We start from the raw sequence: 24,022 nt of genomic DNA, 5'->3' as shown, positions 1-24,022 counted from the left end.
GCGCGCACTCCGTCAACGCGCCCCGCACCGCAGCCCACGGTCTATCCACGAACCCGACGCTACCGACGACGTACGACGCTTTCGACCCGCACAAGCGGAGCTGTGGATAACTCCAAAGTCCTTCCGCAGCAAGGCGCGCCGTCGTGTCCAGACCGGTGTCGAGGTCAGCCAAACGCCCCGGTGTCGCGGGCGCTGCGGGGTTTGTCAAGCAGCGGCGAGGGCTGCCCGGGGGCCGACAACGGGCGCGGAGGCCGGCTCAGGACAGGGACAGCGGCAGCACGCAGGTCGGCTTGCCCGTCTCGACCAGTACGCCGAGGGGCTGCGGTACGCCCGTCGCCGGGTCCAGCCGGAACCCGGTCACCGAGTCCGACCGCTCGTTGGCCACCAGCAGCACGTCGTCAACGATGGCGAAGTGCCTCGGCCAGGCACCTCCGCAGGCCACCTCGTCGAGGCCGTGCAGCGCGCCGGCATCGTCGATGCCGAACGTCGTGATCGTGTCCGCACCGCGGTTGGACAGGTAGAGGTGCTTGCTGTCGGCGGACAGCGCGATGCCGGCCGGGGAGTTGGCCTCCGCGGGCTCGGTCAGCGTCGCCGGCACCGTGTCGATCAGGTGCAGCTCGCGCAGCTCGAAGTCGGGCTCGAAGATCGAGATCGTGGAGTCCAGCTCGTTGGCCACGTACCAGCGGCCGGACGGGTGGGCGACCGCGTGCCGGGGGCCGGCGCCGGGGCGGCTGCGCGCGAACGGGTCGACCGCCCGAGCCAGCTGACCGGTACCCGCGTCGAGCCGGTACCCGATGAGCCGGTCGAGCCCGAGGTCGACCACGACCACCTCGCCGCTGACCACCTTGACCTCGTGCGCGTGCGGTCCGGCCTGCCGCTCCGGGTCGGCTCCGCGGCCGTGGTGCTCGACCAGGTCCACGCGCTCGGCCAGCGTGCCGTCGGGCAGCACCGGGTGCACCGACACGCTCCCGCTGCCGTAGTTGGCGGTCATCAGGTATCCGGCCGGGTGCAGCAGTACGTGACAGGGGAGGGTGCCGCCGGTGGGCTGGCTGTTGATGTGGCTCAGCCGGCCGTCCTGCCCGATGGCGAACGAGCTGACCGTGTTCGCGGTCAGTTCGTTGCAGGCGAACAGCGCGCCACGCCCGGTGTCCGCGACCAGGAACGACGGGTCGGGCGTGTCGAACCGGTCGATCAGGGTCAGCCGCTCGTCCTCCCGTCCGTAGATGGAGATGCCCGAGCCGTAGGAACCGACGTACACCAGATCCGTCACCTAGCCACGATCTCACGCCGAGCGCCGCCCCGCTTGGCGGCCCCCGATCACCGCCCCGGCTGGTGGGGACGGTCACCGCCAGCGCCAGGGCGGATACTGCTCAGCGCCGGAGGCGGTACGGCTCAGTGCCGGAGGCGGGACTGCCGAGCGCCGGAGGCGGTAGGGCTGAGCGGCCCTCCCCGGCTAAATAGTTAGGACTATTGACAGATAACTCGGGCCGGGCGAGTGTGAGCGCGTCAGCTTCAGAGAGGAGTGTGTATGTACCCGAAGCAGGGACGGCCTCCAAGACGCCGGCTCGCGCTCGCCACCGCACTGCTGCTCGGCGCCGGGCTCGCGGCTGCCGCGCCGGCCAGCGCCGCGTCGGCGAACGGCGGCGGCACCGGCGCGGCGCCTCAGAAAGCAGCGCCTCAGAAAGCGGCGCCCCAGAAAGTGGTCTCCGCCTACTTCGCCGACTGGGACGTGTACGGCCGCGCCTACTACGCGAAGGACATCCCGGCCGACAAGATCAATGTCATCCAGTACGCCTTCGGCGTGCCCACGTACGATCCGGCGACCGGTACCCCCGGCTGCGGCATCCTCGATCCGTGGGCCGACTACCAGCAGCCCTACACGGCAGACATCGCGGTCGACGGAGTGGCGGACGACTCGGCCGATCCCGACCAGCACCTGTACGGCAGCTTCAACCAGCTCCGCAAGCTCAAGGCGGAGCACCCCGGGCTGAAGATCGAGATCTCGCTCGGCGGCTGGACCAAGTCCACGTACTTCTCGACCGTGTCCAAGACCGCGGCGCTGCGCCAGGCGTTCGTCTCCGCCTGCCTCGACACGTTCATCGACGGTGACCTTCCCGGCGGGGGCTGGCCGGCCAGCGCCGGCGGGCCGGGTGCCGCCGCCGGCCTGTTCGACGGGATCGACCTGGACTGGGAGTACCCGACCTCGGTCGCCGGGGGCAACGTCAACGTCGGCCCGGAGGATCGGCACAACGCGACCCTGCTGGCCGCCGAGTTCCGCCGGCAGCTCGACCAGCTCGGTACCAAGAACCACACGCACTACCTGCTGACGGCGGCCATGCCGGCGGCGAAGAGTTCCACCCAGTACTACGAGCTGAGCCAGTACGTGAAGTCGCTCGACTGGGCGAACGTCATGACGTACGACTACAACGTGCCGGGCGGCACCGTGTCCGGGCTGGACACGCTGTTCACCGGGGATCCGCGCGATCCCAATGCCGGCGACTGGACCTGGAACACCACCGGTACCGTCGCGTGGTACCTGGCCAACGGCGTTCCACGCGACAAGATCGTCGTCGGCGTCCCGTTCTACGGCAACCAGTACATCCGCAGCAACGGGCTCTACCAGCCGTTCGACAACACCGGGCTGGACCCGAACAGCCTCCAGCCGGACCAGATGCCCCAGCCGACCTACCACGACCTGGTGGATGTGGCGAACATCGTCGGCAAGAACGGGTACGCCCGCAACTGGGACTGGTTCGCCGGCGAGCCGTACCTGACCAACAAGACCGCGGGCCACGAGTTGGCGAGCGGGTCGGTGACCGTGCCGACCACTATCGTCTACTCCGACCCGCAGTCCGTCGCGGAGCGCACGCTCCTGATCAAGACGCTCGGCCTGCGCGGCGCGATGGCCTGGGAACTCAGCCAGGACTCGGACTCGCACGCGCTGATCTCGGCACTCACCCCGGTGCTCCATTAGAAAAACGCACGAGCGAGACCGCCACGAGCGAGACGGCGCAAGCAAGCAAGACCGCGCGAGCAAGACCGCATCGGGCCGGGCGTCCCGCGCCCGGCCCGATGCGCGTTCCGGTGTCAGCAGGCGCCGTTGTCGGTCCAGACGCCTTGGCTGTTGTTGCCGGGGATGTCGCCTTGGGTCCACCACTTGGCGGTCCATTTGTGGCCGTTGTAGGAGACGACGGCTCCGCCGGTGTAGGCGGTGGAGGAGTTCCAGGCGGTCAGGCCGGTGCAGGAGCCGCCGGCTGGTGGGGTGGTGGGTCCTCCGCCGCCGGTGCAGGCGCCGTTGTCGGTCCAGACGCCCTGGCTGTTGTTGCCGGGGATGTCGCCCTGGGTCCACCACTTCGCGGTCCAGGTGTGGCCGTTGTAGGACACGACCGCTCCGCCGTTGTACGCGGTGCCCGCACTCCAGACCGGTGCGCTGCACGAGCCGGGGGGAGTGGTCGGGCCGCCGGTGGTGGGCGGCGGAGACTGCGGGGGAGTGGCTCCGGCGAACCGCGCCGTGTACTTGGTGAAGTCCCAGTCGTTCTGGGTCACGCTGCTGCACACGCCGGATGTGCTGCCGCTCGGCGGGTTGCAGGCCCGGTCGCGGTTGACCGCCCAGAAGGTGTACCGGGACAGCCCGTGCCCGGTCGCATAGGTCAGTACGGTCTGGAAGTCGGCCTGGTAGAAGTACTCGCCGGCATCCGAGCGCCCGTTCATCATCGAGACGCCCTCGTGGTTGTACGCGGTCGCGCTGCTCCACCCGAACGTGTTCATCAGGAGCGTGTGGAACGCCTCCAGCGCACTGGTCTGCGACGCGGCGCCGTTGAACCCGCCGTCGAACGGCATGATCGAGTAGTTGTTCGGCGTGAAGCCCAGCGCCTTGGCGGTGTTCAGCACGTTCTGGCCGAAGTATCCGGTGCCGGCCGCGGTGCCCGCCGTGGTGATGGACACGTACAGGCCGGAGTTGTTGCGCTGGAGGATCTGGGCCGCGCCGACCTCGTTGTTGATGGCGGCGGTGTTCTCGTACTCGGGTTCCTCCAGGTCGAAGTCGATGGCCTTCAGCGAGTACTTCGTGATGACCTGCTGGTACGCGGCCGCCGTCGCCGCCGCCGTACCGCAGGTCTGGCCGAGCTTGGTGCCGCCGTACCCGCCGATGGAGACCGAGACGTCGCCGTCGTGCGAGCGGACTCCGTTGATGATGTTCGCGACTGTGGTGTCGGAGGAGACCGCCGCCGTGCCGCCCCAGGTCGGGGTGCACCCGCCGCCGTTGGGGGCGAGGACGAAGGCCAGTTCGAACGCCTTCTGGCCGGTGGCCGCCATCACCGTGGGCAGGTCGGGTGGGTTGTTGTCCAGCGGCATCACGTACGGCGCCGAGCCGTACCAGTTGCTGCTCAGGGTGGCCGCGTTGGCGGTACCGCCAACGGTCACGCTCAGGATCGCCGCGCCCGCCATGGCCCCGGCCGCTGCGACGGTGGTGATGATTCTGGCTCGTCGCACAGATCCTCCCAGGGTACAGTTAACAAAGTTAATTGTTAGTGATGTATATCAGGGACGTCGATGCCTGGCAAGCATCGGCAACCACCGATCTCCGACCGCTCGGGCGGAGGACCCGGCAAAAGCCGGCGGCCAAGGAGCGTGGCCGACAAGCCGGCGGCCAACAAGCGCCCGGGCAACAGGCGGGCAAGGCAACAAGCGGGCGGGCAACAGGCCTACGGTTAACAAACCGCCACCAGATGACGGGAAGGCGCAACGGATCGCCGCCGGCACGCAAGCTCATGACGTGGTTGCTTCGCGGGGCGGCGCTTAGGTTGAAGACCATGAGCCGGCGTTATCTGATGTGCCGACCCACGCATTTCGCCGTGGACTACGCGATCAACCCGTGGATGGACCCGACTGCCCCCGTCGACGTGGACCTCGCCATCCGGCAGTGGACCGACCTGGCCGACACGTACCGCCGCCTCGGCCACACGGTCGACGAGATCGACCCGCTGCCCGGGCTGCCGGACATGGTCTTCGCGGCCAACGGGGCGACGGTGATCGACGGGGTCGTGCTGGGTGCCCAGTTCCGGTACCCGGAGCGGGCCGCCGAAGGCCCGGCGTACCTGGCCTGGTTCGCCCGGCACGGCTTCGAGACCCATGAGGCCAAGTTCGTGAACGAGGGCGAGGGCGATCTCCTGCTCGCCGGCGATCATGTGCTCGCCGGCACCGGCTTCCGTACCGAGCCGGGCGCGCACGGGCAGGCGCAGGAGTTGTTCGGCCGCCCGGTGATCAGCCTGAACCTGGTCGACCCGCGCTTCTACCACCTGGACACCGCGCTGTGCGTGCTCGGTGGCCCGGCCGGCGTGGCGTACCTGCCCGAAGCGTTCTCGCAGGGCAGCCGCGAGGTGTTGCGCCGGCTGTTTCCGGACGCCATCCGGGCCACCGGGGCGGACGCGGAGGTTCTCGGCCTGAACGCGGTGAGTGACGGCGAGCGCGTCGTCCTGCCGGTCCAGGCCGTTGGACTCATCGATGAGCTCACCCGGCGCGAGTACCGGCCGATCGGAGTGGATATGTCCGAACTGCTCAAGGCTGGTGGCGGCCCGAAGTGCTGCACGTTGGAGGTACGGGGATGACTTCGGTAGTGGACAACCAGATAGTCGACAACCACCGGAGCGCGGCGGCGGTCGCCGAGGCCGAGCAGTGGACGGCGCACAACTACCACCCGCTGCCGGTCGTGATCGCCGACGCCGAGGGCGCCTGGGTCACCGACGTCGACGGCAAGCGGTACCTGGACTGTCTGGCCGCGTACTCCGCGCTGAACTTCGGCCACCGGCACCCGCTGCTCATCGCGGCCGCCCGGGGGCAGCTCGACCACGTCACGCTGACCAGCCGGGCGTTCCTACACGATCAGTTCGGGCCGTTCTGCCGCGAGCTGGCGGAGCTGTGCGGGTCCGAGATGGTGCTGCCGATGAACACCGGCGCGGAGGCGGTGGAGACGGCGATCAAGGTCGCCCGGGCGTGGGGGTACCGGGTCAAGGGGGTACCCGACGGGCAGGCCACCATCGTCGTCGCGGCCGACAACTTCCACGGCCGTACCACCACGATCGTCAGCTTCTCCACCGATCCCGATGCCCGGGCCGGATTCGGCCCGTACACGCCCGGGTTCCGGATCGTCCCGTACGGCGACCTGGACGCGATGGCCGAGGCGATCGACGACACCACGGTCGCGGTGCTCATCGAGCCGGTCCAGGGCGAGGCCGGGGTGATCGTGCCGCCGGAGGGCTACCTGGCTGGCGTCCGTTCCCTGTGCACCTCACGCAACGCGTTGTTCCTGGCCGACGAGATCCAGTCCGGGCTCGGCCGGACCGGGGACACGTTCGCGGTGCAGCACGAGGGCGTGGTGCCGGACCTGTACGTGCTGGGCAAGGCGCTGGGCGGCGGCGTGGTACCGGTCTCCGCCGTGGTTGGCCGGCGCGACGTGCTCGGCGTACTGCGGCCCGGCGAGCACGGGTCGACGTTCGGCGGCAATCCGCTGGCCTGCGCGGTCGGTCGCGCCGTGATCGCGCTACTGCGCACCGGCGAGTACCAGGAGCGGGCCCGCCGGCTCGGCGCGCAGCTGCACGAGCGGCTCGGCACGCTGATCGGGCACGGGGTCGTCGCGGTCCGCGGCCGGGGCCTGTGGGCCGGCGTGGACATCGACCCGGCGCTGATGACCGGCCGGGAGGCCAGCGAGCGGCTGATGGCGCGCGGCCTGCTGGTCAAGGACACGCACGGTTCGACGATCCGGCTGGCGCCGCCGCTGGTGGTCACCGCGGATGAGGTGCACTGGGCGGTCGACCAGATCAGCGAGGTCGTCGCCGGCTGAGGGTCGTGGCCGGCGGCTGAGAAGGCCGTCCCCGACCGCCGCTCCGGCGTGGCGGGACGGGGCGCGGGTGGGCTGCCGTCGCTCAGCGCGGCGGCAGCTTCACCACGCTGATGAAGAACTCGTCGATCTGCCGGACCACCGCGACGAACCGGTCGAAGTCGACCGGCTTGGTCACGTACGCGTTCGCGTGCAGTTGGTAGCTGCGTAGGATGTCCTCGTCAGCCTGTGACGTGGTGAGCACGACCACCGGGATCCGGCACAGCTCATCGTCCGCCTTGATCTCGGAGAGCACCTCGCGTCCGTCGCGCTTGGGCAGGTTCAGGTCGAGCAGGATCAGGTCGGGCCGGGCAGCGTTTTCGTACGGCGCCTCCCGGCGCAGGTACGCCAGCGCCTCCGCGCCGTCGGAGACCACCCGCAGCCGATTGCTGACCTTGTGCTCCTCGAACGCCTCCCGGGTCATCAAGACATCGCCGGGGTCGTCCTCGACCAGCAGCACCTCGATCGGCAGCGACTCCACTAAGGGGTGGGTCATGAAACGGTCTCCTTGGTGGGGTCGGGGCTGGTGATCGGCGCCTGCGCCGGGCTGACCGGGCTGACCGCCCCGGCGTCGGCCGGGTTCTCGATCGGAAGCGTAAACCGGATGGTCGTACCCTCCTCGACCGAGGTGTCCAGCCAGATCTGCCCGCCGTGGTACTCGACGATCTTCTTGGCGATGGCGAGCCCGATCCCGGTACCCGGATACGCGCCCTTGACGTGCAGCCGCTGGAAGATCACGAACACCTTGTCGGCGAACTCCGCCTCGATGCCGATGCCGTTGTCCCGGCACTCGATCTCCCACTCGTCGCCGCGACGGTGAGCGGACAGGTGCACCCGAGGGGCGACGTCCGGCTGGCGGAACTTCACCGAGTTGTTGACCAGGTTGCCGATGAGCGCGGTGAGCAGCGACTCCTCGCCGCGTACCACCGGAAGCGGGTCCCAGGTGATCGAGCCGCCAGCCCGGGTGACCGCGGCCTCGGTCTGCGCGGCGCTCTCGGCGACCACCGCGTTCAGGTCGACGTCGGTGAACTCGCTGGTGATCCGGCCGATCCGGGAGAACGCGAGCAGGTCGTTGATCAGTCGCTGCATGCGCTGCGCGCCGTCCACCGCGAACCCGATGTACTGGTCCGCGCGCTCGTCGAGCTGGCCGGCGTAGCGCCGCTGAAGCAGTTGGCAGAAGCTGGCCACCTTGCGCAGCGGCTCCTGCAGGTCGTGCGAGGCGACGTAGGCGAATTGCTCCAGGTCACGGTTGGACCGGGTCAGCTCGGCGGTCTGCGCCTCCAACTGGCGGTTGGCTTCCTCGATGGCCCCCCGCGCGGCGCGTACCTCGTCCAGGTCGGCGACGATCTGCCGGCGCATGCCGTCCACGTCCCGGCCGAGCGCGGCCAGCTCGGGTGGCCCGCCGGTGTCCACCGTGTGGTTGTAGTCACCCGCCGCGATCCGGCGCACCTCCCCCGCCAGGTCGGCGACCGGCCGGGTGACCAGGTAGCGCAGCAGGAAGGCAAGCAGCACCCCGGCCAGCAGGACCACCACCGCGGCCGCGATCAGCAGCCGGACGATCTCGTTGCTGCTCTTGGTGAGCCGGTCGACCGAGGCGTCACGAAGCGAGACGATCGAGTTCTGGAGCCTGGTCAGCGACGCGCGTACCCCGTTGAACAGATCCCGGGCGTGGGTGTCGATCAACGTCAGGGCGCCCGGCCGGTCACCGGACCGTACCCGGGTGATCACCGGGTCGGCGACCGCCGCGTGCCAGGCGTCGATCTTCGCCTGCACGTCGCGCAGTTCGGCCGCGATCGACGGACGGGTGGACAGCTCGGTGGTCAGCTGCGCGATGATCTGCTGCTCCTGCTTGAGCCCGTCGGTGTACGGGGCGAGGTCGGCGTCGGTGCCGTTGACCGCGTACCCGCGTACCCCGGTCTCCTCGTTGAGCATCGTGGTGACCAACTGGTCGGTGTTGGTACGCATCGGGCCGATGCGGTTGAACACGTCGTTCAGCTCGCTGCGGCTGTTCACGGCCGCGACCGCCGCGCTGGCCGCGATCAGCGCCAGCACGATGGCGGCGGTGGCGCACAGCGCGGTGACCCGGGTGCGCAGTGACCATCGGGCGGTGGAACTCATCGACCGGACCCCTTCGTCAACAGGAGCATGGCGACATCATCGGCCAGCGGGCCACCGTTGCGTTCCTCGGCCTGGCCGACCAGCCAGTCGGGCAGTCCGTCCAGCGGGCCACCCCGGCGGCGGTACGCGTGGACCAGCTCGGTGAGGCCGTCGATGCCGAGCCGGCCGTCCGGGTCATCCGGCACGCGGCCCTCGATCAACCCGTCCGTGTAGATCAGCACCGCCCAGTTCCGTTCCGGCAACTCGACCCCGTGCGCCGGACGCGGCACGCCGGGTAGCACACCGAGCATCAGCCGGGGCTCCGCGTCCACCGGGGCGACTCGATCGTCGGTGATGAGCAGCGGTGCCGGGTGCCCACACAGCCGTACCGTGGCCCGGCCGGTACCCGTCAGGTCCACCTCGACCGCGGCCACCGTCGCGAAGATCTCCTCCGACCGGCGTGCGCTGATCAGTACCCGGTCCAGCGCGGCCAACTGCTGCTCGCCCGCGACTCCGGCCAGGGTGAGCGCCCGCCAGGCCGCACGCAGCTCGACGCCGAGCGCGGCCTCCTCCACGCCGTGCCCGGAGACATCGCCGACGAGCAGGGACAACTGGCCCGGTCCGGTCTCGATCGCGTCGTAGAAGTCGCCGCCCAGCACGCCCTTGCGGCCCGGTCGGTAGAACGTGTGCAGCGACACGGCAGCCGTGGCGATCAGCGGCTGGGGCAGTAGGCCGCGTTCCAGCCGGGACGCCTCCGCGGCCCGCAGCTCCGCCTCGCGCAGCCGCCGCGCGCTGTCCTCGGCGCGACGCCGCTCGACCGCGTACCGGACGGCGCGGGCCAGCAGTACGCCGTCCACCCGGCCCTTGATCAGATAGTCCTGCGCCCCCTCGGCGACGGCCGCGATGCCCAGCGGTTCGTCGGCCAGACCGGTCAGCACGCACACCGCGACACCGGTGGTGCTGGCCAGCAGTTGGCGCAACCCGTCGAGTCCGCTCGCGTCGGGCAGGTCGAGGTCGAGCAGCACGCAGTCCACTTCGGACAGGTGGGGGGCCGCGTCGGCCATGCTCGTCGCCGTTCGCAGATCCACCGGTGCGTCGGCCTCGGCGAGCAGTTCGCTGACGAGGAACGCGTCGCCCGCGTCGTCCTCGATGAGCAGTACGCGCAGCCGCTCCCGGGGCGGCGCGGATCGCCTGGCCGGTACGTCGGGACCGAAGGCGGTCCGTGGCCAGATGCCCGTCGTGTTCCGCGTCGCCGACATGGGCGCGATATCGGGCGCGTTCACGAGAGCACGCTCCGCCCTCTTCGCGCCGCCTCCCTCGGAGCCACCGGCAGGAGCTGGGCTGTGGCGGAGGCGAGTGTTCCGCCCGAGGGCTCCCCGGGGGAGCGCAGCCGGAGCTGGGCTGTGGCGGAGGCGAGCACCCCCAAAGAATTGTCGTAGGCCCGCATGGTTCAGATCCTCTCGCAGGATGGCCGATCCACGCAGCCTGGGGGACCATCTCGATACATCAGTCGATGGTTGTTGCCGGCTATGTGTGCTACGCAGAGTATGTCCATTATGGACTCGCTCGGCACCACGGTTCGGTTTGCCCGGCCACGGATGAGAGCGCTCTCCACGGTGGCTCCGGCGTCGCCTCCCGGCCCCGGCAGCCGCGCCGGAGAGGGAGAAATTCCGGGACGACTCTTGACGGAACCGGCGCCCAGCGGAAAGCTTTGCAAAGCTGGAGAGCGCTCTCGCGGCCGGGCCGGGAGGCGCGGGCGCGCGGTGGACCGGCGATGCCCGATAGCGTGGACCGCGACACAGCGGCGGAGAAGGCAGGGCGGCGTGAGCATCGGGCGGGCGCGACCCACACTGGAGAAGGTCGCTCTGCGTGCTGGCGTGTCCCGCGCCACCGTCTCGCGGGTGGTCAACGGGTCGACCACCGTCGCACCGGACATCCGGGACAGCGTGCTGCGTGCCGTGCAGGAACTGGGCTATGTGCCCAACCACGCCGCGCGCAGCCTGGTCACCCAGCGCACCAACTCGATCGCTCTGGTGCTGCCCGAGCCGTCCACCCGGGTGTTCTCCGACGACCAGTTCTTCCCCGGCATCATCCGCGGTGTCAGCCAGGAGCTGGAAGTCGCCGAGAAGCAACTCGTGCTGATGATGGCCAGCTCGGCCGCGAGCCATGACCGGATCGAGCAGTACGCGATGGCCGGCCACGTGGACGGCGTGATGGTGGCCTCGGTGCACGGCGCCGACCCGTTGCCCGCGACGCTGACCCGGATGGGCGTGCCGGTGGTCTGCAACGGCCGGCCGCTCGGGCGCTCGACCGTGCCGTACGTGGACGTCGACTCGGTCGGCGGTGCCGCGGCCGCGGTACGACACCTGGTCGACGCGGGGCGGCAGCGGATCGCCACGATCGCCGGCCCGCAGGACATGGTCGCCGGCATCGACCGGCTCGCCGGGTACCGGACGGAGCTGCGCGGCTCGGCCCGGCGCTCGATCGTGGCGGTCGGCGACTTCACCCGGGAGTCCGGTGCGATGGCCATGCGCCAACTGCTGGAAGACGATCCCCAGCTGGACGCGGTGTTCGTCGCGTCCGACCTGATGGCGCATGGCGCCCTGGGCGCGTTGCGCGTCGCCGGCAGGCGGGTTCCCGACGACGTGGCGGTGATCGGCTTCGACGACATCGAGCTGGCCCGGTACACCGAGCCGCCGCTGACCACCGTCCGCCAGCCGATCGTCGACCTGGGGCGGGAACTGGCCCGGCAACTGCTGCGGTTGGCCGGGGGCGAGGACATCGAGCCGTTCGTGGTGCTGCCGACCGAGATGGTGGTACGCGAGTCGGCCTGAATTCCGCCGTCGGCGCAACCACTTCGCTGACAGCGAATCCGGCTGGTCATCCCCGGGTGCCCGGGCCACGCTCGCGTGATGAAGCTTCTCGTTCTCGGCGGCACCGGGTTCCTGGGCCGCGTGGTGGCCGCTCACGCCGTAGCTGCCGGTCACCGGGTGACCTGCGCCGCCCGCGGCGTCACCGGCGACGTACCACCCGGAGCGACGCTGGTGCGCGTCGACCGTGACGATCCGGACGGCCTCGCCGCGCTGGACGGGCTGACGTTCGACTCCGTGATCGACATTGCCAGCAAGCCCAGCCGGGTGCGGCGCGCGGTCGAGGCGCTGCGCGGTCGGGTGGGGCACTGGACGTACGTGTCCAGCGGGTCGGCGTACGCCGAGACGTCGATCCCGGGTCAGCGGGCCACCACGGGGCGGCTGCTGGAACCGGCGCCCCCGGAGATGGACGACCCGACGGTCAGCGCCGAGGTGTACGGGCGGTGCAAGGTCGCCTGCGAGCAGGCCGTACTGGGCAGCGGGGTGCCGGTGTTCATCCGGCGGGCCGGCCTGATCGTGGGGCCGGGCGACCCGACCGACCGGTTCACGTACTGGCCGGTGCGGCTGGCCCGGGGCGGCGAGGTGCTGGCCCCCGGTGCCCCGGACGAACTGGTGCAGTTCGTCGACGTACGGGACCTGTCCGTTTGGCTGGTCGACGGCACGGCGAACGGGCTTTCCGGGGTGTACGACGGGATCGGCGCGCCGATGCCCCGCGGCGAGTTCCTGACCCGGATCTCCGCCGCCGTCGGCCGACCGGACCCCCAGCTCACCTGGGTCGGTCAGGAGTTCCTGGCCGAGCACGGGGTGAACCCGTGGGCCGGCGAGCGCTCGTTGCCGCTGTGGCTGCCGCTGCCCGAGTACGCCGGCTTCCTGACCAGGGACGCCAGCCCCGCGCTCGCCGCCGGCCTGGCGCCCCGCGATCTCGCCGAGACGGCCCGCGACACGCTGTCCTGGTACACCGGATCCGGCGAGCCGCAGTTGTCCAGCGGCCTGACGCCGGACGACGAGGCGGTGGTCCTGGCTTCCTGGCACGCGCGTTCCTGACCCGATCTCGCGACTGGCCCCCGCACGACGCCACCCCGCGACGCCACCCCGTGGCACACCCCCGCGACGCGCTCTCGTCGGGGTGTGTTACGGCTCACTATCGATGGATTCGGGGCATCATCGGCGGCCGTCGTCCGTTTACCGCAACAGAAATCGTCGATGGAGGGCGCCGCCCCTACCAGTCGGCACCCTGGTCTCTCCCAGGCAATCCACAGCTACTCATGCGAACCTGAGCCGGTGGGAATGCGTCTTAGTAATTAGCACGCGACCGACCGGTCGTCACGGAAACGTGGCGAGATGGTCGCCCAGGGCGGAATCAATGGGGTACGCCGTCTGTTGTGGTTGTGGCAAGTCCGGGGGGGAACAATGCGAGAGACGGGGAGGGCCCCGAAAGTGGAGAACGAGAACGTAGCCGTGCTGCGCACGGACGAGGTCGCCGAAGAGCGCGACCTGGTCGGTGTCTACCTGCACGAGATTTCCAGGACTCCGCTGCTCGACGCCGCACAGGAAGTTGATCTTTCCAAGGCGATCGAGGCGGGGCTGTACGCGGAGCACCTGCTCGACGAGGGCACGCTCCGTGAGGACGTCCGCAAGTCCGAGTTGATGCAGCTGGTCACCGACGGCGAGCGCGCCAAGGACCGGTTCATCCGGGCCAACCTGCGCCTCGTGGTGTCGATCGCCCGGCGGTATGTCCGGTCCGGGATGCCGATGCTCGACCTGATCCAGGAGGGCAACACCGGCCTGGTCCGGGCGGTGGAGAAGTTCGACTACGAGCGCGGGTACAAGTTCTCGACGTACGCGACGTGGTGGATCCGCCAGGCGATCAGCCGGGCCATCGCGCAGCAGGAGCGGACCGTACGACTCCCGGTGCACCTGGTCGAGGACGTCAACCGGATGCGCAACGTCCAGCGTCAGCTGACCCGTGAGCTGGGCAGCGACCCCGAGCCGGAGCAGATCGCGACCGCGCTCGGCGTGCCGGTCGAGCGGGTTCACGAGCTGAAGCGCTGGTCCCAGGACACTGTGTCGTTGGACACGCCGGTGGGCGACGACGGCGACACCAATCTGGGCGATCTGGTCGCGGATTCCGATTCGCCGTCGCCGGAGGAGATCGTGCTCGGTGCCCTGGAGCGCCAGCGCATCGAGGGCCTGCTGGGCCACCTCGACGACCGTTCGGCGGGCATCATGCGGGCCCGGTACGGGCTCGAGGACGGTCGCGAGCACTCGCTGACCGAGGTCGCCTCGCGGTTCTCGCTGTCCCGCGAGCGGATCCGCCAGCTGGAGATCCAGGCGCTCGGCCGGCTGCGCGAGCTGGCCCGGGCCGAGGGTCTTCAGGCCGCATAAGTTCACGGCGTACCACGAGCCGGCGTCCCGCACGGGGTGCCGGCTCGTGTCGTGTCCCGGGCCGTTGTGGTGCGCGGCCGTCGTTGTCGCGTGCGCGGCCGTTGGTCGTCCCCGCCGACTATGGGGTGGCTGGGCGCTGTGTCGGCGTTTGGTCGATTTGCGAGGTAGCCTTCAGCGCGGCGGTCAACTCCGCCACCTGACGGCGCAGCTCCTCGTGCTGCTGGGCCATCTGGGTGAAGTGTTCGCTCAGATGCTCGATGAGCCGTTCAGCCTTCCGGTCCGTTTCGTAGTCGTGGTGGGCCAGCTCCGACGCGATCTGGTCGCTGCGCTTGGCGGCGATCAGCAGGATCGCACCCTGGAGCGCGGCCAGGCAGCTCAGCACGAGGTTGAGCAGGATGAACGGGTACTTGTCGAAGCCGGTGTTCCGGTTGACGCCCATCCACGCGGCCAGGAAGGCCAGCGCGGCGAAGACGAAGAACCAGGAGCCCATGCCGTTGCGCATTCGGTCCGCCGCGCGCTCGCCGAGGCTCAACTGGCGCTTGCTACGGACCCCGGGATGGTCGTGCCAGCCACGTTTCGGGTCGTGGCCTTTGGGAGTCATCGCGGTGGGAGTCGTCATGGTCACCAACGATGGCACGATCCGGCGGCGCGGTAGGTCCCCTGGATCGCGATAGGACCTAGATCCGGTACGCGATCACGAATGTGCGGGTGAACGGCAGGACCGTGCCGTACGGCCGGCGGGGGAACGCGGTACGCAGTCCGGCCGCCACCTCGGCACGGAACTCCTCCCGCCGCTCGGGTTCCAGAGCCTCCAGGTACGGGCGCAGTCCGGTGCCCTCGTACCAGGCCAGTACCGGATCGTCCCCGGGCAGCACGTGCTGGTACGTGGTGTCCCAGGCATCGACCCGGCAGCCCAGCCGGGCCAGGACGTCGACGTACTCGGCGGCGGGGCGCACGATGCCGCCGGAAGCCGAGGGCCGGCCGGACTCGGCGACCGCGGTCAGCCGGTCGGCGAACCGGGGGCCGGTGGCCACGGTACGGAAGACCCGCGCCGCGCCCCCGCCCGCGTTCGTCGGCATCTGGAGCGCCAGCGCGCCGCCCGGCGCCAGCGCCGCGACCCACCGGGGCAGCAGCTCGAGGTGCGACGGTACCCACTGCAGGGCGGCATTCGACACGATCACGTCGACCGGCTCCCCGGGCGCCCAGGTCTCGATCTCCCCTTGGACGAACTCCAACCCCGGCCGGGCCAGCGCGGCGGCCTCCTCGATCATCTCCGGCGACGAGTCGACGCCCAGTACCCGCGCCTGGCTCCAGCGGTCGAGCAGGGTCGCGGTGACGTTGCCGGGCCCGCAGCCGAGGTCCACCACGCGGGCTGGCGCCGGTACCGCGATGCGGCTCACCAGGTCGGCGAAGGGGCGGGCGCGCTCGTCCGCGAAACGGAGATACAGGGTGGGATCCCAGGTCGGCGAAATCATGCGTCCATCATTTCAGCCCGATCCGCACGGTTGGCAGGAGCGAGTCCGCACGGTTGGCAGATGCGAGCCGGTTCGCCTCTGTACAGGCGCATGTGCATATAGCTATCTTGCGCTCGTGGCGCATTTTCGAATCACCGAGGCGGCCGAGTTGCTCGGCGTCAGCGCGGACACCGTCCGGCGCTGGGCGGACTCCGGCCGGCTGAACGCACACCGGGACGAGCACGGCCACCGGCTGGTCGACGGCGTGGACCTGGCCGGCTATGTCCGGCGTGTGGGCGAGGAAACAGCGACGGAGGGCCGCGCCGCGTCCTCCGCCCGCAACCGGTTCCGGGGTCTGGTCACCTCGGTCACCAAGGACAGCGTCATGGCTCAGGTCGAGATCCAGGCCGGTCCGCACCGGCTGGTCTCCCTGATGAGCCGTGAGGCGGTCGACGAGCTGGGCCTGGACGTGGGCTCGGTCGCCGAGGCCGTCATCAAGTCCACCAACGTCATCGTCGAATTGCCGCGGGGGTCGATGCCCGCCCGTGGATAGGAGCGCCCGATGGGGAGCAAGCAGCGCATCCTTGCCGTAGTCGCCGTCGTTGCCATGCTCGGGTTGGCCGGCTGCGGTGGCTCAGACAAACCCGCCAACGAGCCGGTCGCGTCCGGTTCCGCGGATTCGCTCACCGGCACCGTGACCGTTCTGGCCGCGTCCTCGCTGACCGAGGTGTTCGACCAGCTCGGCAAGCAGTTCGAGGCCGCGCACCACGGCGTGAAGGTCACCTTCTCGTACGGCGGCAGTTCGACCCTCGCCCAGCAGATCGTCAACGGCGCACCCGCGGACGTGTTCGCCGCGGCGTCCCCGGCCACCATGAAGACGGTGACCTCTGCCGGAATGGCCAGCGAGTCGCCGACCGTGTTCGTGCGCAACCAACTGGTCATCGCGGTCGGGCCGGGCAACCCGAAACACATCGCCGGACTCGCCGATCTGATCAAGCCGGGCGTCAAGGTGGCGCTGTGCGCGGCCGCCGTACCGTGCGGCGCGGCGGCGAAGACCGCGCTGAGTGCGGCCGGTGTCAACCTGAAGCCGGTCACCCTGGAGCAGGACGTCAAGTCGGCATTGTCCAAAGTGGAGCTTGGCGAGGTCGACGCCGCGCTGGTGTACCGCACCGACGCCAAGTCCGCCAGCGGCAAGGTCGAGGGCGTGGAGTTCCCGGAGTCGGCCAAGGCCATCAACGACTATCCGATAGCGGCGCTCAAGGACGCGCCGAACCCGGACGGAGCCAAGGCGTTCGTCGCCTTCATCCTGTCCGCACCGGCACGGGACGCGATGGTTCAGGTCGGCTTCCAGGCACCATGAGGCGGATCCCGCCGGCTCTGCTGGTGCCGGCCGTACTGGGCCTGCTGTTCCTGGTGCTGCCGCTGGTCGGATTGCTGGTCCGCACCCCGTGGACCAGCGTCCCCAGGCTGCTCGCCGCGCCGGACTCGCTGAACGCGCTGCGACTGTCGCTGGTCACCGCGACCCTCGCCACCGTGCTGTCGCTGGTGTTGGGGGTACCGCTGGCGTGGCTGCTGGCCCGCGTGCGGTTCCCGGGTCGCCGGCTGGTCCGCGCCCTGGTGACGATCCCGCTCGTGCTGCCGCCGGTGGTGGGCGGGGTGGCCCTGCTGCTGGTGTTCGGGCGGCGTGGGCTGGTCGGGTCGTGGTGGGGCCTGTCGCTGCCGTTCACCACCGCGGGTGTGGTGGTGGCCGAGGCGTTCGTGGCCATGCCGTTTCTCGTGGTGGCGGTCGAGGGTGCGTTGCTCGCGGCCGATCTGCGGTACGAGGAGGCCGCGGTGACTCTGGGCGCGAGCCGGTGGACCGTGTTCCGGCGCATCACGCTGCCCATGGTCGGCCCGGGAGTGGTGGCCGGTGCGGTGCTGTGCTGGGCCCGGGCGCTGGGCGAGTTCGGGGCGACCATCACCTTCGCCGGGAACTTCCCGGGCCGCACCCAGACCATGCCGCTGGCCGTCTACCTCGCGCTGGAGTCGGATCCGGACGCGGCGATCCTCTTGAGCCTGGTGCTGCTCCTGGTCTCGGTGGCGGTACTGGTCGGCCTGCGCGGTCGCTGGATCGGAGAGGGCGGGATGGCGTGAGTCTCCGCGCCCGGGTGGTGGTGGAACGGCCACGGTTCCGGCTGGACGCCGCGCTGGAGGTCGCCGACGGCGAGGTGGTGGCACTGCTCGGGCCCAACGGCGCCGGCAAAACCACCGCGCTGCGCGCTCTGGCCGGCCTGACGCAGAACCGGGGCTCGGTCGTGCTCGACGGCGAGGTGCTCGACCGGGTGCCGCCCGAGCGCCGGCGCGTCGGGGTGGTGTTCCAGGACTACCTGCTGTTTCCGCACCTGTCGGTGGTCGACAACGTGGCGTTCGGGCCGCGCTGCCGGGGTACCGGCCGGGCCGCCGCGCGCCGGGAGGCGATGGAGTGGCTGGAGCGCACCGGGTTGGCGGAGTACGCCGACGTCAAGCCCCGGTCGCTGTCCGGCGGTCAGGCACAGCGCGTGGCGCTGGCCCGGGCGCTGGCGGTACACCCCCGGCTGCTGCTGCTGGACGAGCCGCTCGCCGCGCTGGACGCCGGTACCCGCCTGGAGATCCGCGCCCGGCTCCGGCAGCACCTGGCCGGCTTCGAGGCGGCCACGGTACTCGTGACGCACGACGCGCTGGACGCGATGGTGCTGGCCGACCGGATCGTGGTGCTGGAGCGGGGCGCGATCGTCCAGGAGGGTACCCCCGCCGAGATAACCCGCCGGCCGCGTACCGACTACGTGGCCCGGCTGGTCGGCCTGAACCTGTACCGGGGCCGCGCCGCCGACGGCGTCGTGGAGTTGGCCGCGGGCGGCCGGCTGTCGGTCGACGCCCCGGTGACCGGTGAGGTGTTCGTGGCGTTCCCGCCGTCGGCGGTCGCGCTCTACGCCCAGCGACCCGAGGGCAGCCCGCGCAACGTCTGGCGGGGGACCGTGATGGGCGTGGAGCGGCAGGGCGACCGGGTGCGGGTCGAGTTGTCCGGGGCGCCGCCGGTGGTGGCGGACGTGACCCCCGCGGCGGTCGCGGAATTGGAACTGCTCGCCGGCCAGCCGGTATGGGCGGCGGTCAAGGCGACGGAAACGCACGCCTACCCGGCGCAGGTCTGACAACGGGTGGCCGTCCGCGCCCCCGTGGGGAGGTCGGGGGCGCGGACGGCAACGTGGGCGCGGACACTAACGTCGCGGGCCGGTGAAGGTGGGGGGTCGAACCAGCCCGGCAACGATTCCTAGTGCGGACGTCCGAACCCGTATGGAGTCATCATGTCCACGCTCGCCAGTTTGACGTCCTCGCCGGCCTGGGGAGCGTGGATGACCTGGTTGTTGCCGACGTAGATGGCCACGTGTCCGAGATTCAGGTAGAACACGAGGTCGCCAGGCTGTAGCTGGCTTCGGCTGATGTGGCTGACTACGCCCCACTGATCGGCGGCGTTGTGCGGCAGGCTCACCCCGGCCGCCTTCCACGCGGCCATCGTCAGCCCGGAGCAGTCGTACCCGCTGGAGCTGGCGCCGGCCCACACGTAGGGCGTGCCGATCGCGCCGTAGGCGAACTTGACCGCGACGCCCGCCTTGCCGGGCACGTACGGTGCCGTGACGGTGGACTTGTGCGCGGTCTCGGTCGCGGTCCCGTACGCCTTGGTGCGCATGGCGTAGAGGTTCTTCAGGTCGGCGTTGATCTTCGCCCGCTGCGCTCCCAGCGCGCTCTGTTGCGTGTGCTGCGCGGCGAGGTTGCTGTCCAGCAGCTGCTTCTGGCCGTTGTACTTGGCCTTGGCGGTCTGGTATGCGCTGATCTCCGCCTGCTGACGCCGGCCGATCTGGTCGAGGGAGTTGAGCTGGTCGATGAACGCCTGTGGCGAGCCCGCCTGGAGCAGCGCGCCGGCCCGGGTGGCCGGACCGCCCATGTAGGCGGCGACCGCGAGCTTGTCGACGTTTGCCGCGGCGGCATCCAGGTTTGCCTGCAGCGGTTGCAACTGCTGCTGCAGCTTGGCTTCCGCGGCCTGAGTGACGGTCAGCTGCCCGGTGACCTTGTCATACTGCTCGACGACCTTTTCCAGAGCCGTCGACGACTGATTGATCTGCTGCTGGATCTGTGCGGCGGTCGGCTCGGCGTTGGCGATGGACGCCGGTGCCACGATGCCGACCACGGCAACCCCGACGAGCAGGGTCCGCAGCATGCTTCGCGCGGTGCGCAAGAGCTACCCCTTCTTCCTCGACGGAGACGCATCAACGCGTCGGTCTCCGTCGCCGCCTACCGGGTTAGCTGACGGATTCGGGCCGGAAGAATGGCCCTACCGCGAAAGGCTCTCGCGGATTCACCCCAACGAACCTGGTTCCCCGGCTCGCGCCTGCCGTGATGGGGGCAGGTGGTGCGACTCGGCGGTGCCGCCCGGTATCGCCCTCGGATGGGCGACTGGACTTCCGGTTAGCGTCTTCAAGCTAGCGGGAAGATGCCGCCCCCGAAAGCCAGTGAGTGGGATCTGCGACAAATTTGGTGTAACAAGAGAAATCTTCCCTATGTCGGATACGCGTGAACGGTATTCATCTGATTCTTTCCAACGTCACGCGGGGACTTGGCGGCGGTGCTCGCCACACGCGCCTCTAGCTGCTCAAACGTAACCCTGTCGAGGCTCGCTCGGAGCCTTCCGGCGTGGGCAGATCGCTGAATGGATGCAGTCGATCTGACATATGGCAGATATCCACGCTTCCCTTGTCCAGGTGGCTGTCGCACAATGAAGACGGTCACTACCTGGTGCCCGCCACCTACCGATCGTGACTCCCGGCCGCAAGTGCGGCGGTCGCCCGGAGCGCGATCGTCGGGAAACGCGATCGTCGGGAGCGCGGTTGCCGGGAAAAGAAGCGGCACCCGGCTGCCACCGGATGCCGCTGACACCTCACTCCATCGCCCGTCTCATGAGCCGGAGGGAGACATTTCCATGGAGACTACCCAGAGTGGCGCAGGCGTACCAGACCGAAAACGTGCCACCGAGACAGTCTTCTACGACGAAGGCGGGATCACCGTGACCGACCGGTGGCTGGTGGTCTCCGGCTTCCGGTACCCGATCGCGGCGCTGACCGACATCCGGATGGTGCGCTCCCCGCACGATCCGCTGACCGTGGACGCCGGCATCGCCTCCGGCACGATCGCGGTCGGCATCACCATCACGGCCAGGTACCTCGACGCGTACGGCTGGCTCGGCGCGTTGGTGGTGCTGGCGATCCCGGTGAGCCTGATGCTGTACGGCCTGCTGCGCCGGCACCGCGCGTACGAGCTGTGGGCGCGGTACCAGGGGATGACCGTACAGCTGCTGTGGGTCGAGGACGCGCGGCGTTTCGGACAGATCAGCCGCGCCCTGCTGCGCGCGCACGAACGGGAGTTCGACCTGCGGCTCCCCGGCTGACCCGCGGCCCTGGCTGGCTCGCGGTGCCGGCTGGCCCGCGGTGCCGGCTGGCTCGCGGCCCTGGCTGACCCGCGGTGCTGGCTGTCCCACGATCCCCGGCGGCCCCGGGCCCGGGCGCCTCACAGCTGGCGCGCGACGCGGCCGATCAGCGCCAGTGACTCCCGTTCGCCCAGTGCCGCCGAGCGGACCCGGTCGAAGAGCCGGGCGTACGCGGCGATGACCGGATGCTGCGAGCGCATGCTCTGCACGCTGGAGAATCCCTCGACATAGAGCGCGGGCCCCTCGCTCTCGCTCTCGCGGTCGGCGCCGCCGCCGCCATTGCCATCGGGAATGCCGGGATAGCCATCGTGCTTGCCGTTGCCATTGCCGGAGTCGTCGTGATTGGCGGAGCCGTTGCCGGAGCCATCGCGATTGGCGGAGCCGTTGCCGGAGCCATTGCCGCGACCACTGCCGCCGTTGGGAAACCGGAACTCCAGCAGGGTGAAGGTGCCGAAGACGGCCGCGGACACCGGCGCGCTGAACGGCACGACGTGAAGGGTCACGTTGGGGCGCGTCGCGATCTGCTCCAGGTACCCGAGCTGGCCCCGCAGCGCCGCCCGGTCGCCACAGGTGCGCCACAGGCAGCCCTCGTCGAGCAGCGCCACGATCGCCGGCGGCCTGTCCTGCCCGAAGACGCCGCGCTGGCGCCGCATCCGCACATCGATCTCCAGGTCGAGACGGTCGTCGGGTACCGGCTCCGGCGCGGTGGCCCGGTTGACCGCCCGGGCGTACCGTTCCGTCTGCAGCAGCCCGGGTACGCAGCCGACCTGGTGAAGCTTCAACGCCGACGCTCCCGCCTCCAGGTCGAGGTACGACTGGAAGCCGGCGGCGAAGTGCTCGCGGTAGGCGTACCACCAGGGTTTGAGCCGGGCCAGCCGGGCGAGTTCGACCAGCTCGGAGCCGCGTTCGCCGGAGTCGACGCCGTACAGTCGCAACAGCCCCCGCACGTCGTTGACGGAGACGGTGACCGCGCCGGTCTCGATCCGGATCACCTTGGACAGCGACCAGTCCATCTCGGCCGCGACCCGCTCCTGCGTCATGCGTGCGTCGGCACGCAACTGGCGCAGCGCGGAGCGTAGCCGTCGCCGGTGACCGGAGTTCTCGCCGGACGGAGTCTGGGATCGCTCCACCCGATCCTCCCTCGGCCCCGCCGGGCCTGGCCGCCCAGCTCCCGCATCGCACGGCCCGACAGCGGTCAGTTCGCCGCCCCGGTCCGCCCGCATGCACCAACGAACCGGTTCCGCTCAAGGTTGCGCGCGGCCCCGTTGGTTGCGCGCGACCGGGCGGTTGCCGGCGGTCAGCGGTTCGGGAGGCGGATGCGGTCGCCCTGGTGGTCGAAGAGGAACACCTGGTTCAGGTCGACCGCGAGCGCCAGCGCGTCGCCCGGCCGGGGCGCCGGCACCGGCAGGGGGAACCGCGCCGACACCGTGCCGCCCAGCGACGACGGGCTGCGCTCGTCCCGTTCGTAGACCGGGTAGAACCCGTACCGGGTGCGTGCCGTCGCCGGTACCGGCCCGGGGTGCGGATGCGGCCTCAGCCGGGCAAGGGTGCCGCGCAGCGCATCGACGCCGTGTGACTGCGCCGGTTCCTCGGCGAGCGTCTCCGCCAGCAGCCCCGGCGCGTCGGGCAGTTCGAGTTGGCTCAACGCGGCCGCGGTCGGCACCCCGCCGACGTCCACCACCGCGATCGCCTCGTTGCCCAGGTGCTCGACGTGCTGGACCCGGCCGTGCAGGGCACCCGGGGTGGACGGCGGCACGACGGTCAGCGCGTCCGGGCGCATGCCGACGGTGATGCGGGCCGTGTGGTACGCGGCGAGCGCGCCGGCCCGTGGATCGGACCAGGGTGTCGAGATCACCTGTTCGCCCAGGTCGAGGATCGCCTCCTCGCCGGTGCGGACGTAGACCGCCGCCTGCAGCAAGCTGGTGCGCGGGGTGCCGAGGAAGGCCGCGACGAACAGCCGTTGCGGGTCGCTGTAGACCTGGCTGGGCGAGCCGATCTGCTCGATGCGGCCGCGACGCATGACCGCGATGCGGTCCGCCATCGTCATCGCCTCGGTCTGGTCGTGCGTCACGTAGAGCGTGCCGACGTGCAGCGTCCGGGTGATCGACGAGATCTCGGCGCGCAGGTCGGCCCGGACTGCGGCGTCCACATTGGACAGTGGCTCGTCCAGCAGCAGGGCGCCCGGCTTGCGCACGATGGCCCGCGCCATGGCGACCCGCTGCCGCTGGCCGCCGGAGAGCTGGATCGGCTTGCGGTGCAACAGTTCCTCCACCCCGACCAGCCGGGCGACCTCGGCGACCTGGGTGGCGATGGTGGCGTCGTCGACGTGCTCGGTGTGCAGCGGGAAGGCGATGTTCTGCCCGGCGGTGAGGTGCGGGTACAGCGCGAAGTCCTGGAAGACCATGGATACCCGGCGATCGCGGGCGCCCGCCTCGTCGACCGGGCGGCCGCCGAGCCACACCTCGCCGGAGGTGGCCGTCTCCAGACCCGCGACGATGCGCAGGATGGTGCTCTTGCCGCAGCCGGTCGGACCCAGCAGGGTGACGAATTCGCCCTCGGCGACTTCGAGGTCCACCCCGTCCACGGCGACCGTCCCGTCGGCGTACACCTTCGTTACGCCGGACAGGGCGATCGCGGCCACCATTCGTCTATCTGACTCCCGCCGCCGACATGACGCAAGCATCGATACCCGCACGTGATCAATCGACATTTTCGGGAACGCGAAGGGTAACTGTTGTTATGCGTAACGTATTTCGCGGGAGCTAATCCGCCGGCGATTTCACGTGAGAATTCACGTGCATCGCTCACCGGAAAGGGGGGCGGCAATGCCGGGTGCCGACGCTCGCGC

21 protein-coding genes and 1 riboswitch are annotated in these 24,022 nt (G+C 70.3%); of the genes, 11 read left to right on the top strand and 10 right to left on the bottom strand.

What is annotated here, in order from left to right:
* Positions 1 to 256: 256 nt before the first annotated feature.
* Positions 257 to 1,270 (bottom strand): lactonase family protein, encoded by a 1,014-nt coding sequence (locus Raf01_RS42340; RefSeq protein ID WP_203923773.1) that lies wholly within the window; start codon positions 1,268 to 1,270, stop codon positions 257 to 259.
* 258 nt (positions 1,271 to 1,528) lie between these two features.
* Between Raf01_RS42340 and Raf01_RS42335 the strand changes: the two genes are divergently transcribed.
* Positions 1,529 to 2,974 carry a glycoside hydrolase family 18 protein gene (locus Raf01_RS42335; protein ID WP_203923772.1) on the top strand — a complete coding sequence of 482 codons (1,446 nt, stop codon included), beginning with the start codon at positions 1,529 to 1,531 and terminating at the stop codon, positions 2,972 to 2,974.
* 113 nt (positions 2,975 to 3,087) lie between these two features.
* Here the strand turns inward: Raf01_RS42335 and Raf01_RS42330 are convergent, their stop codons facing one another.
* Positions 3,088 to 4,491, bottom strand: coding sequence for a carbohydrate-binding protein (locus Raf01_RS42330; RefSeq protein WP_239134405.1), 1,404 nt, complete (start codon positions 4,489 to 4,491; stop codon positions 3,088 to 3,090).
* 320 nt (positions 4,492 to 4,811) lie between these two features.
* Between Raf01_RS42330 and ddaH the strand changes: the two genes are divergently transcribed.
* Both ddaH and rocD read left to right on the top strand, forming a co-directional pair.
* Positions 4,812 to 5,606, top strand: coding sequence for a dimethylargininase (ddaH, locus tag Raf01_RS42325; protein WP_239134404.1), 795 nt, complete (start codon positions 4,812 to 4,814; stop codon positions 5,604 to 5,606).
* Positions 5,603 to 6,838: an ornithine--oxo-acid transaminase gene (gene rocD, locus Raf01_RS42320; protein ID WP_203923771.1), complete on the top strand. Its 1,236-nt coding sequence runs from the start codon at positions 5,603 to 5,605 to the stop codon at positions 6,836 to 6,838. Before ddaH ends, rocD begins: the two co-directional genes overlap by 4 nt.
* 82 nt (positions 6,839 to 6,920) lie before the next feature.
* Here the strand turns inward: rocD and Raf01_RS42315 are convergent, their stop codons facing one another.
* From Raf01_RS42315 to Raf01_RS42305, 3 genes are read right to left on the bottom strand one after another with little or no spacing between them, the layout of a single operon-like run.
* The gene (locus Raf01_RS42315) at positions 6,921 to 7,370 is read right to left on the bottom strand and encodes a response regulator (RefSeq protein WP_203923770.1); all 450 of its coding nucleotides are present in this window, start codon (positions 7,368 to 7,370) and stop codon (positions 6,921 to 6,923) included.
* The gene (locus Raf01_RS42310) at positions 7,367 to 8,992 is read right to left on the bottom strand and encodes a sensor histidine kinase (RefSeq protein WP_203923769.1); all 1,626 of its coding nucleotides are present in this window, start codon (positions 8,990 to 8,992) and stop codon (positions 7,367 to 7,369) included. Before Raf01_RS42310 ends, Raf01_RS42315 begins: the two co-directional genes overlap by 4 nt.
* Positions 8,989 to 10,254 carry a PP2C family protein-serine/threonine phosphatase gene (locus tag Raf01_RS42305; protein WP_239134403.1) on the bottom strand — a complete coding sequence of 422 codons (1,266 nt, stop codon included), beginning with the start codon at positions 10,252 to 10,254 and terminating at the stop codon, positions 8,989 to 8,991. Before Raf01_RS42305 ends, Raf01_RS42310 begins: the two co-directional genes overlap by 4 nt.
* Positions 10,255 to 10,800: 546 nt before the next feature.
* Here Raf01_RS42305 and Raf01_RS42300 point away from each other — a divergent pair.
* The 3 genes from Raf01_RS42300 to Raf01_RS42290 all read left to right on the top strand — a co-directional run bounded on the left by Raf01_RS42300 (position 10,801) and on the right by Raf01_RS42290 (position 14,226).
* On the top strand, positions 10,801 to 11,805 hold the full coding sequence (locus tag Raf01_RS42300) for a LacI family DNA-binding transcriptional regulator (RefSeq protein WP_239134407.1): 1,005 nt from the start codon (positions 10,801 to 10,803) through the stop codon (positions 11,803 to 11,805).
* Positions 11,806 to 11,883: 78 nt separating this feature from the next.
* On the top strand, positions 11,884 to 12,885 hold the full coding sequence (locus tag Raf01_RS42295) for an NAD-dependent epimerase/dehydratase family protein (RefSeq protein ID WP_203923767.1): 1,002 nt from the start codon (positions 11,884 to 11,886) through the stop codon (positions 12,883 to 12,885).
* Between the two features lie 393 nt (positions 12,886 to 13,278).
* Positions 13,279 to 14,226, top strand: a complete 948-nt coding sequence (locus Raf01_RS42290; RefSeq protein WP_239134402.1) for a sigma-70 family RNA polymerase sigma factor — start codon at positions 13,279 to 13,281, stop codon at positions 14,224 to 14,226.
* Between the two features lie 118 nt (positions 14,227 to 14,344).
* Here Raf01_RS42290 and Raf01_RS42285 read toward each other — a convergent pair whose 3' ends face one another.
* The gene (locus tag Raf01_RS42285; protein WP_203923765.1) at positions 14,345 to 14,758 is read right to left on the bottom strand and encodes a DUF1003 domain-containing protein; all 414 of its coding nucleotides are present in this window, start codon (positions 14,756 to 14,758) and stop codon (positions 14,345 to 14,347) included.
* A 145-nt stretch (positions 14,759 to 14,903) separates the two neighbouring features.
* Complete coding sequence (locus Raf01_RS42280) at positions 14,904 to 15,701, bottom strand: methyltransferase domain-containing protein (RefSeq protein WP_203923764.1); 798 nt, start codon at positions 15,699 to 15,701, stop codon at positions 14,904 to 14,906.
* Positions 15,702 to 15,816: 115 nt separating this feature from the next.
* Between Raf01_RS42280 and Raf01_RS42275 the strand changes: the two genes are divergently transcribed.
* The 4 genes from Raf01_RS42275 to Raf01_RS42260 are packed head-to-tail and all read left to right on the top strand — an operon-like array spanning position 15,817 to position 18,847.
* Positions 15,817 to 16,233, top strand: coding sequence for a TOBE domain-containing protein (locus Raf01_RS42275; protein ID WP_203923763.1), 417 nt, complete (start codon positions 15,817 to 15,819; stop codon positions 16,231 to 16,233).
* Between the two features lie 9 nt (positions 16,234 to 16,242).
* Entirely contained in the window at positions 16,243 to 17,040 is a 798-nt protein-coding gene (modA, locus tag Raf01_RS42270) for a molybdate ABC transporter substrate-binding protein (protein ID WP_203923762.1), read from the top strand.
* The gene (locus Raf01_RS42265; RefSeq protein WP_203923761.1) at positions 17,037 to 17,813 is read left to right on the top strand and encodes an ABC transporter permease; all 777 of its coding nucleotides are present in this window, start codon (positions 17,037 to 17,039) and stop codon (positions 17,811 to 17,813) included. The genes modA and Raf01_RS42265 overlap by 4 nt, the downstream gene beginning before the upstream one ends.
* The gene (locus Raf01_RS42260) at positions 17,810 to 18,847 is read left to right on the top strand and encodes an ABC transporter ATP-binding protein (RefSeq protein ID WP_203923760.1); all 1,038 of its coding nucleotides are present in this window, start codon (positions 17,810 to 17,812) and stop codon (positions 18,845 to 18,847) included. Before Raf01_RS42265 ends, Raf01_RS42260 begins: the two co-directional genes overlap by 4 nt.
* Before the next feature lie 119 nt (positions 18,848 to 18,966).
* On the opposite strand, the gene Raf01_RS42255 is transcribed toward Raf01_RS42260, so the two are convergent.
* Complete coding sequence (locus tag Raf01_RS42255) at positions 18,967 to 19,929, bottom strand: C40 family peptidase (RefSeq protein WP_239134401.1); 963 nt, start codon at positions 19,927 to 19,929, stop codon at positions 18,967 to 18,969.
* A gap of 39 nt (positions 19,930 to 19,968) precedes the next feature.
* Positions 19,969 to 20,126: riboswitch (cyclic di-AMP (ydaO/yuaA leader) on the bottom strand.
* A 544-nt stretch (positions 20,127 to 20,670) separates the two neighbouring features.
* On the opposite strand from Raf01_RS42255, the gene Raf01_RS42250 reads away from it, so the two are divergent.
* A complete protein-coding gene (locus tag Raf01_RS42250) occupies positions 20,671 to 21,135 on the top strand; it encodes a DUF6232 family protein (RefSeq protein ID WP_203923759.1) in 465 nt (154 codons plus the stop codon).
* A gap of 119 nt (positions 21,136 to 21,254) precedes the next feature.
* Here Raf01_RS42250 and Raf01_RS42245 read toward each other — a convergent pair whose 3' ends face one another.
* Complete coding sequence (locus Raf01_RS42245; protein ID WP_203923758.1) at positions 21,255 to 22,304, bottom strand: helix-turn-helix domain-containing protein; 1,050 nt, start codon at positions 22,302 to 22,304, stop codon at positions 21,255 to 21,257.
* A gap of 167 nt (positions 22,305 to 22,471) precedes the next feature.
* Positions 22,472 to 23,818, bottom strand: coding sequence for an ABC transporter ATP-binding protein (locus Raf01_RS42240; protein WP_239134400.1), 1,347 nt, complete (start codon positions 23,816 to 23,818; stop codon positions 22,472 to 22,474).
* Positions 23,819 to 24,022 lie beyond the last annotated feature (204 nt).

Source organism: Rugosimonospora africana (assembly GCF_016862975.1).
Taxonomy (GTDB): Bacteria; Actinomycetota; Actinomycetes; order Mycobacteriales; family Micromonosporaceae; genus Rugosimonospora; species Rugosimonospora africana.
The sequence above is the reverse complement of the archived record's forward strand: the minus strand, read 5'-3'. Positions and strand labels throughout refer to the sequence as shown.

What these genes read in the sequence shown, in the direction of transcription:
- Raf01_RS42335 (WP_203923772.1), top strand. Translation starts at nt 1,529, where the DNA reads ATGTACCCGAAGCAGGGACGGCCTCCAAGACGCCGGCTCGCGCTCGCC.
- ddaH (WP_239134404.1), top strand. Translation starts at nt 4,812, where the DNA reads ATGAGCCGGCGTTATCTGATGTGCCGACCCACGCATTTCGCCGTGGAC.
- rocD (WP_203923771.1), top strand. Translation starts at nt 5,603, where the DNA reads ATGACTTCGGTAGTGGACAACCAGATAGTCGACAACCACCGGAGCGCG.
- Raf01_RS42315 (WP_203923770.1), bottom strand. Translation starts at nt 7,370, where the DNA reads ATGACCCACCCCTTAGTGGAGTCGCTGCCGATCGAGGTGCTGCTGGTC.
- Raf01_RS42310 (WP_203923769.1), bottom strand. Translation starts at nt 8,992, where the DNA reads ATGAGTTCCACCGCCCGATGGTCACTGCGCACCCGGGTCACCGCGCTG.
- Raf01_RS42295 (WP_203923767.1), top strand. Translation starts at nt 11,884, where the DNA reads ATGAAGCTTCTCGTTCTCGGCGGCACCGGGTTCCTGGGCCGCGTGGTG.
- Raf01_RS42280 (WP_203923764.1), bottom strand. Translation starts at nt 15,701, where the DNA reads ATGATTTCGCCGACCTGGGATCCCACCCTGTATCTCCGTTTCGCGGAC.
- modA (WP_203923762.1), top strand. Translation starts at nt 16,243, where the DNA reads ATGGGGAGCAAGCAGCGCATCCTTGCCGTAGTCGCCGTCGTTGCCATG.
- Raf01_RS42265 (WP_203923761.1), top strand. Translation starts at nt 17,037, where the DNA reads ATGAGGCGGATCCCGCCGGCTCTGCTGGTGCCGGCCGTACTGGGCCTG.
- Raf01_RS42250 (WP_203923759.1), top strand. Translation starts at nt 20,671, where the DNA reads ATGGAGACTACCCAGAGTGGCGCAGGCGTACCAGACCGAAAACGTGCC.
- Raf01_RS42240 (WP_239134400.1), bottom strand. Translation starts at nt 23,818, where the DNA reads ATGGTGGCCGCGATCGCCCTGTCCGGCGTAACGAAGGTGTACGCCGAC.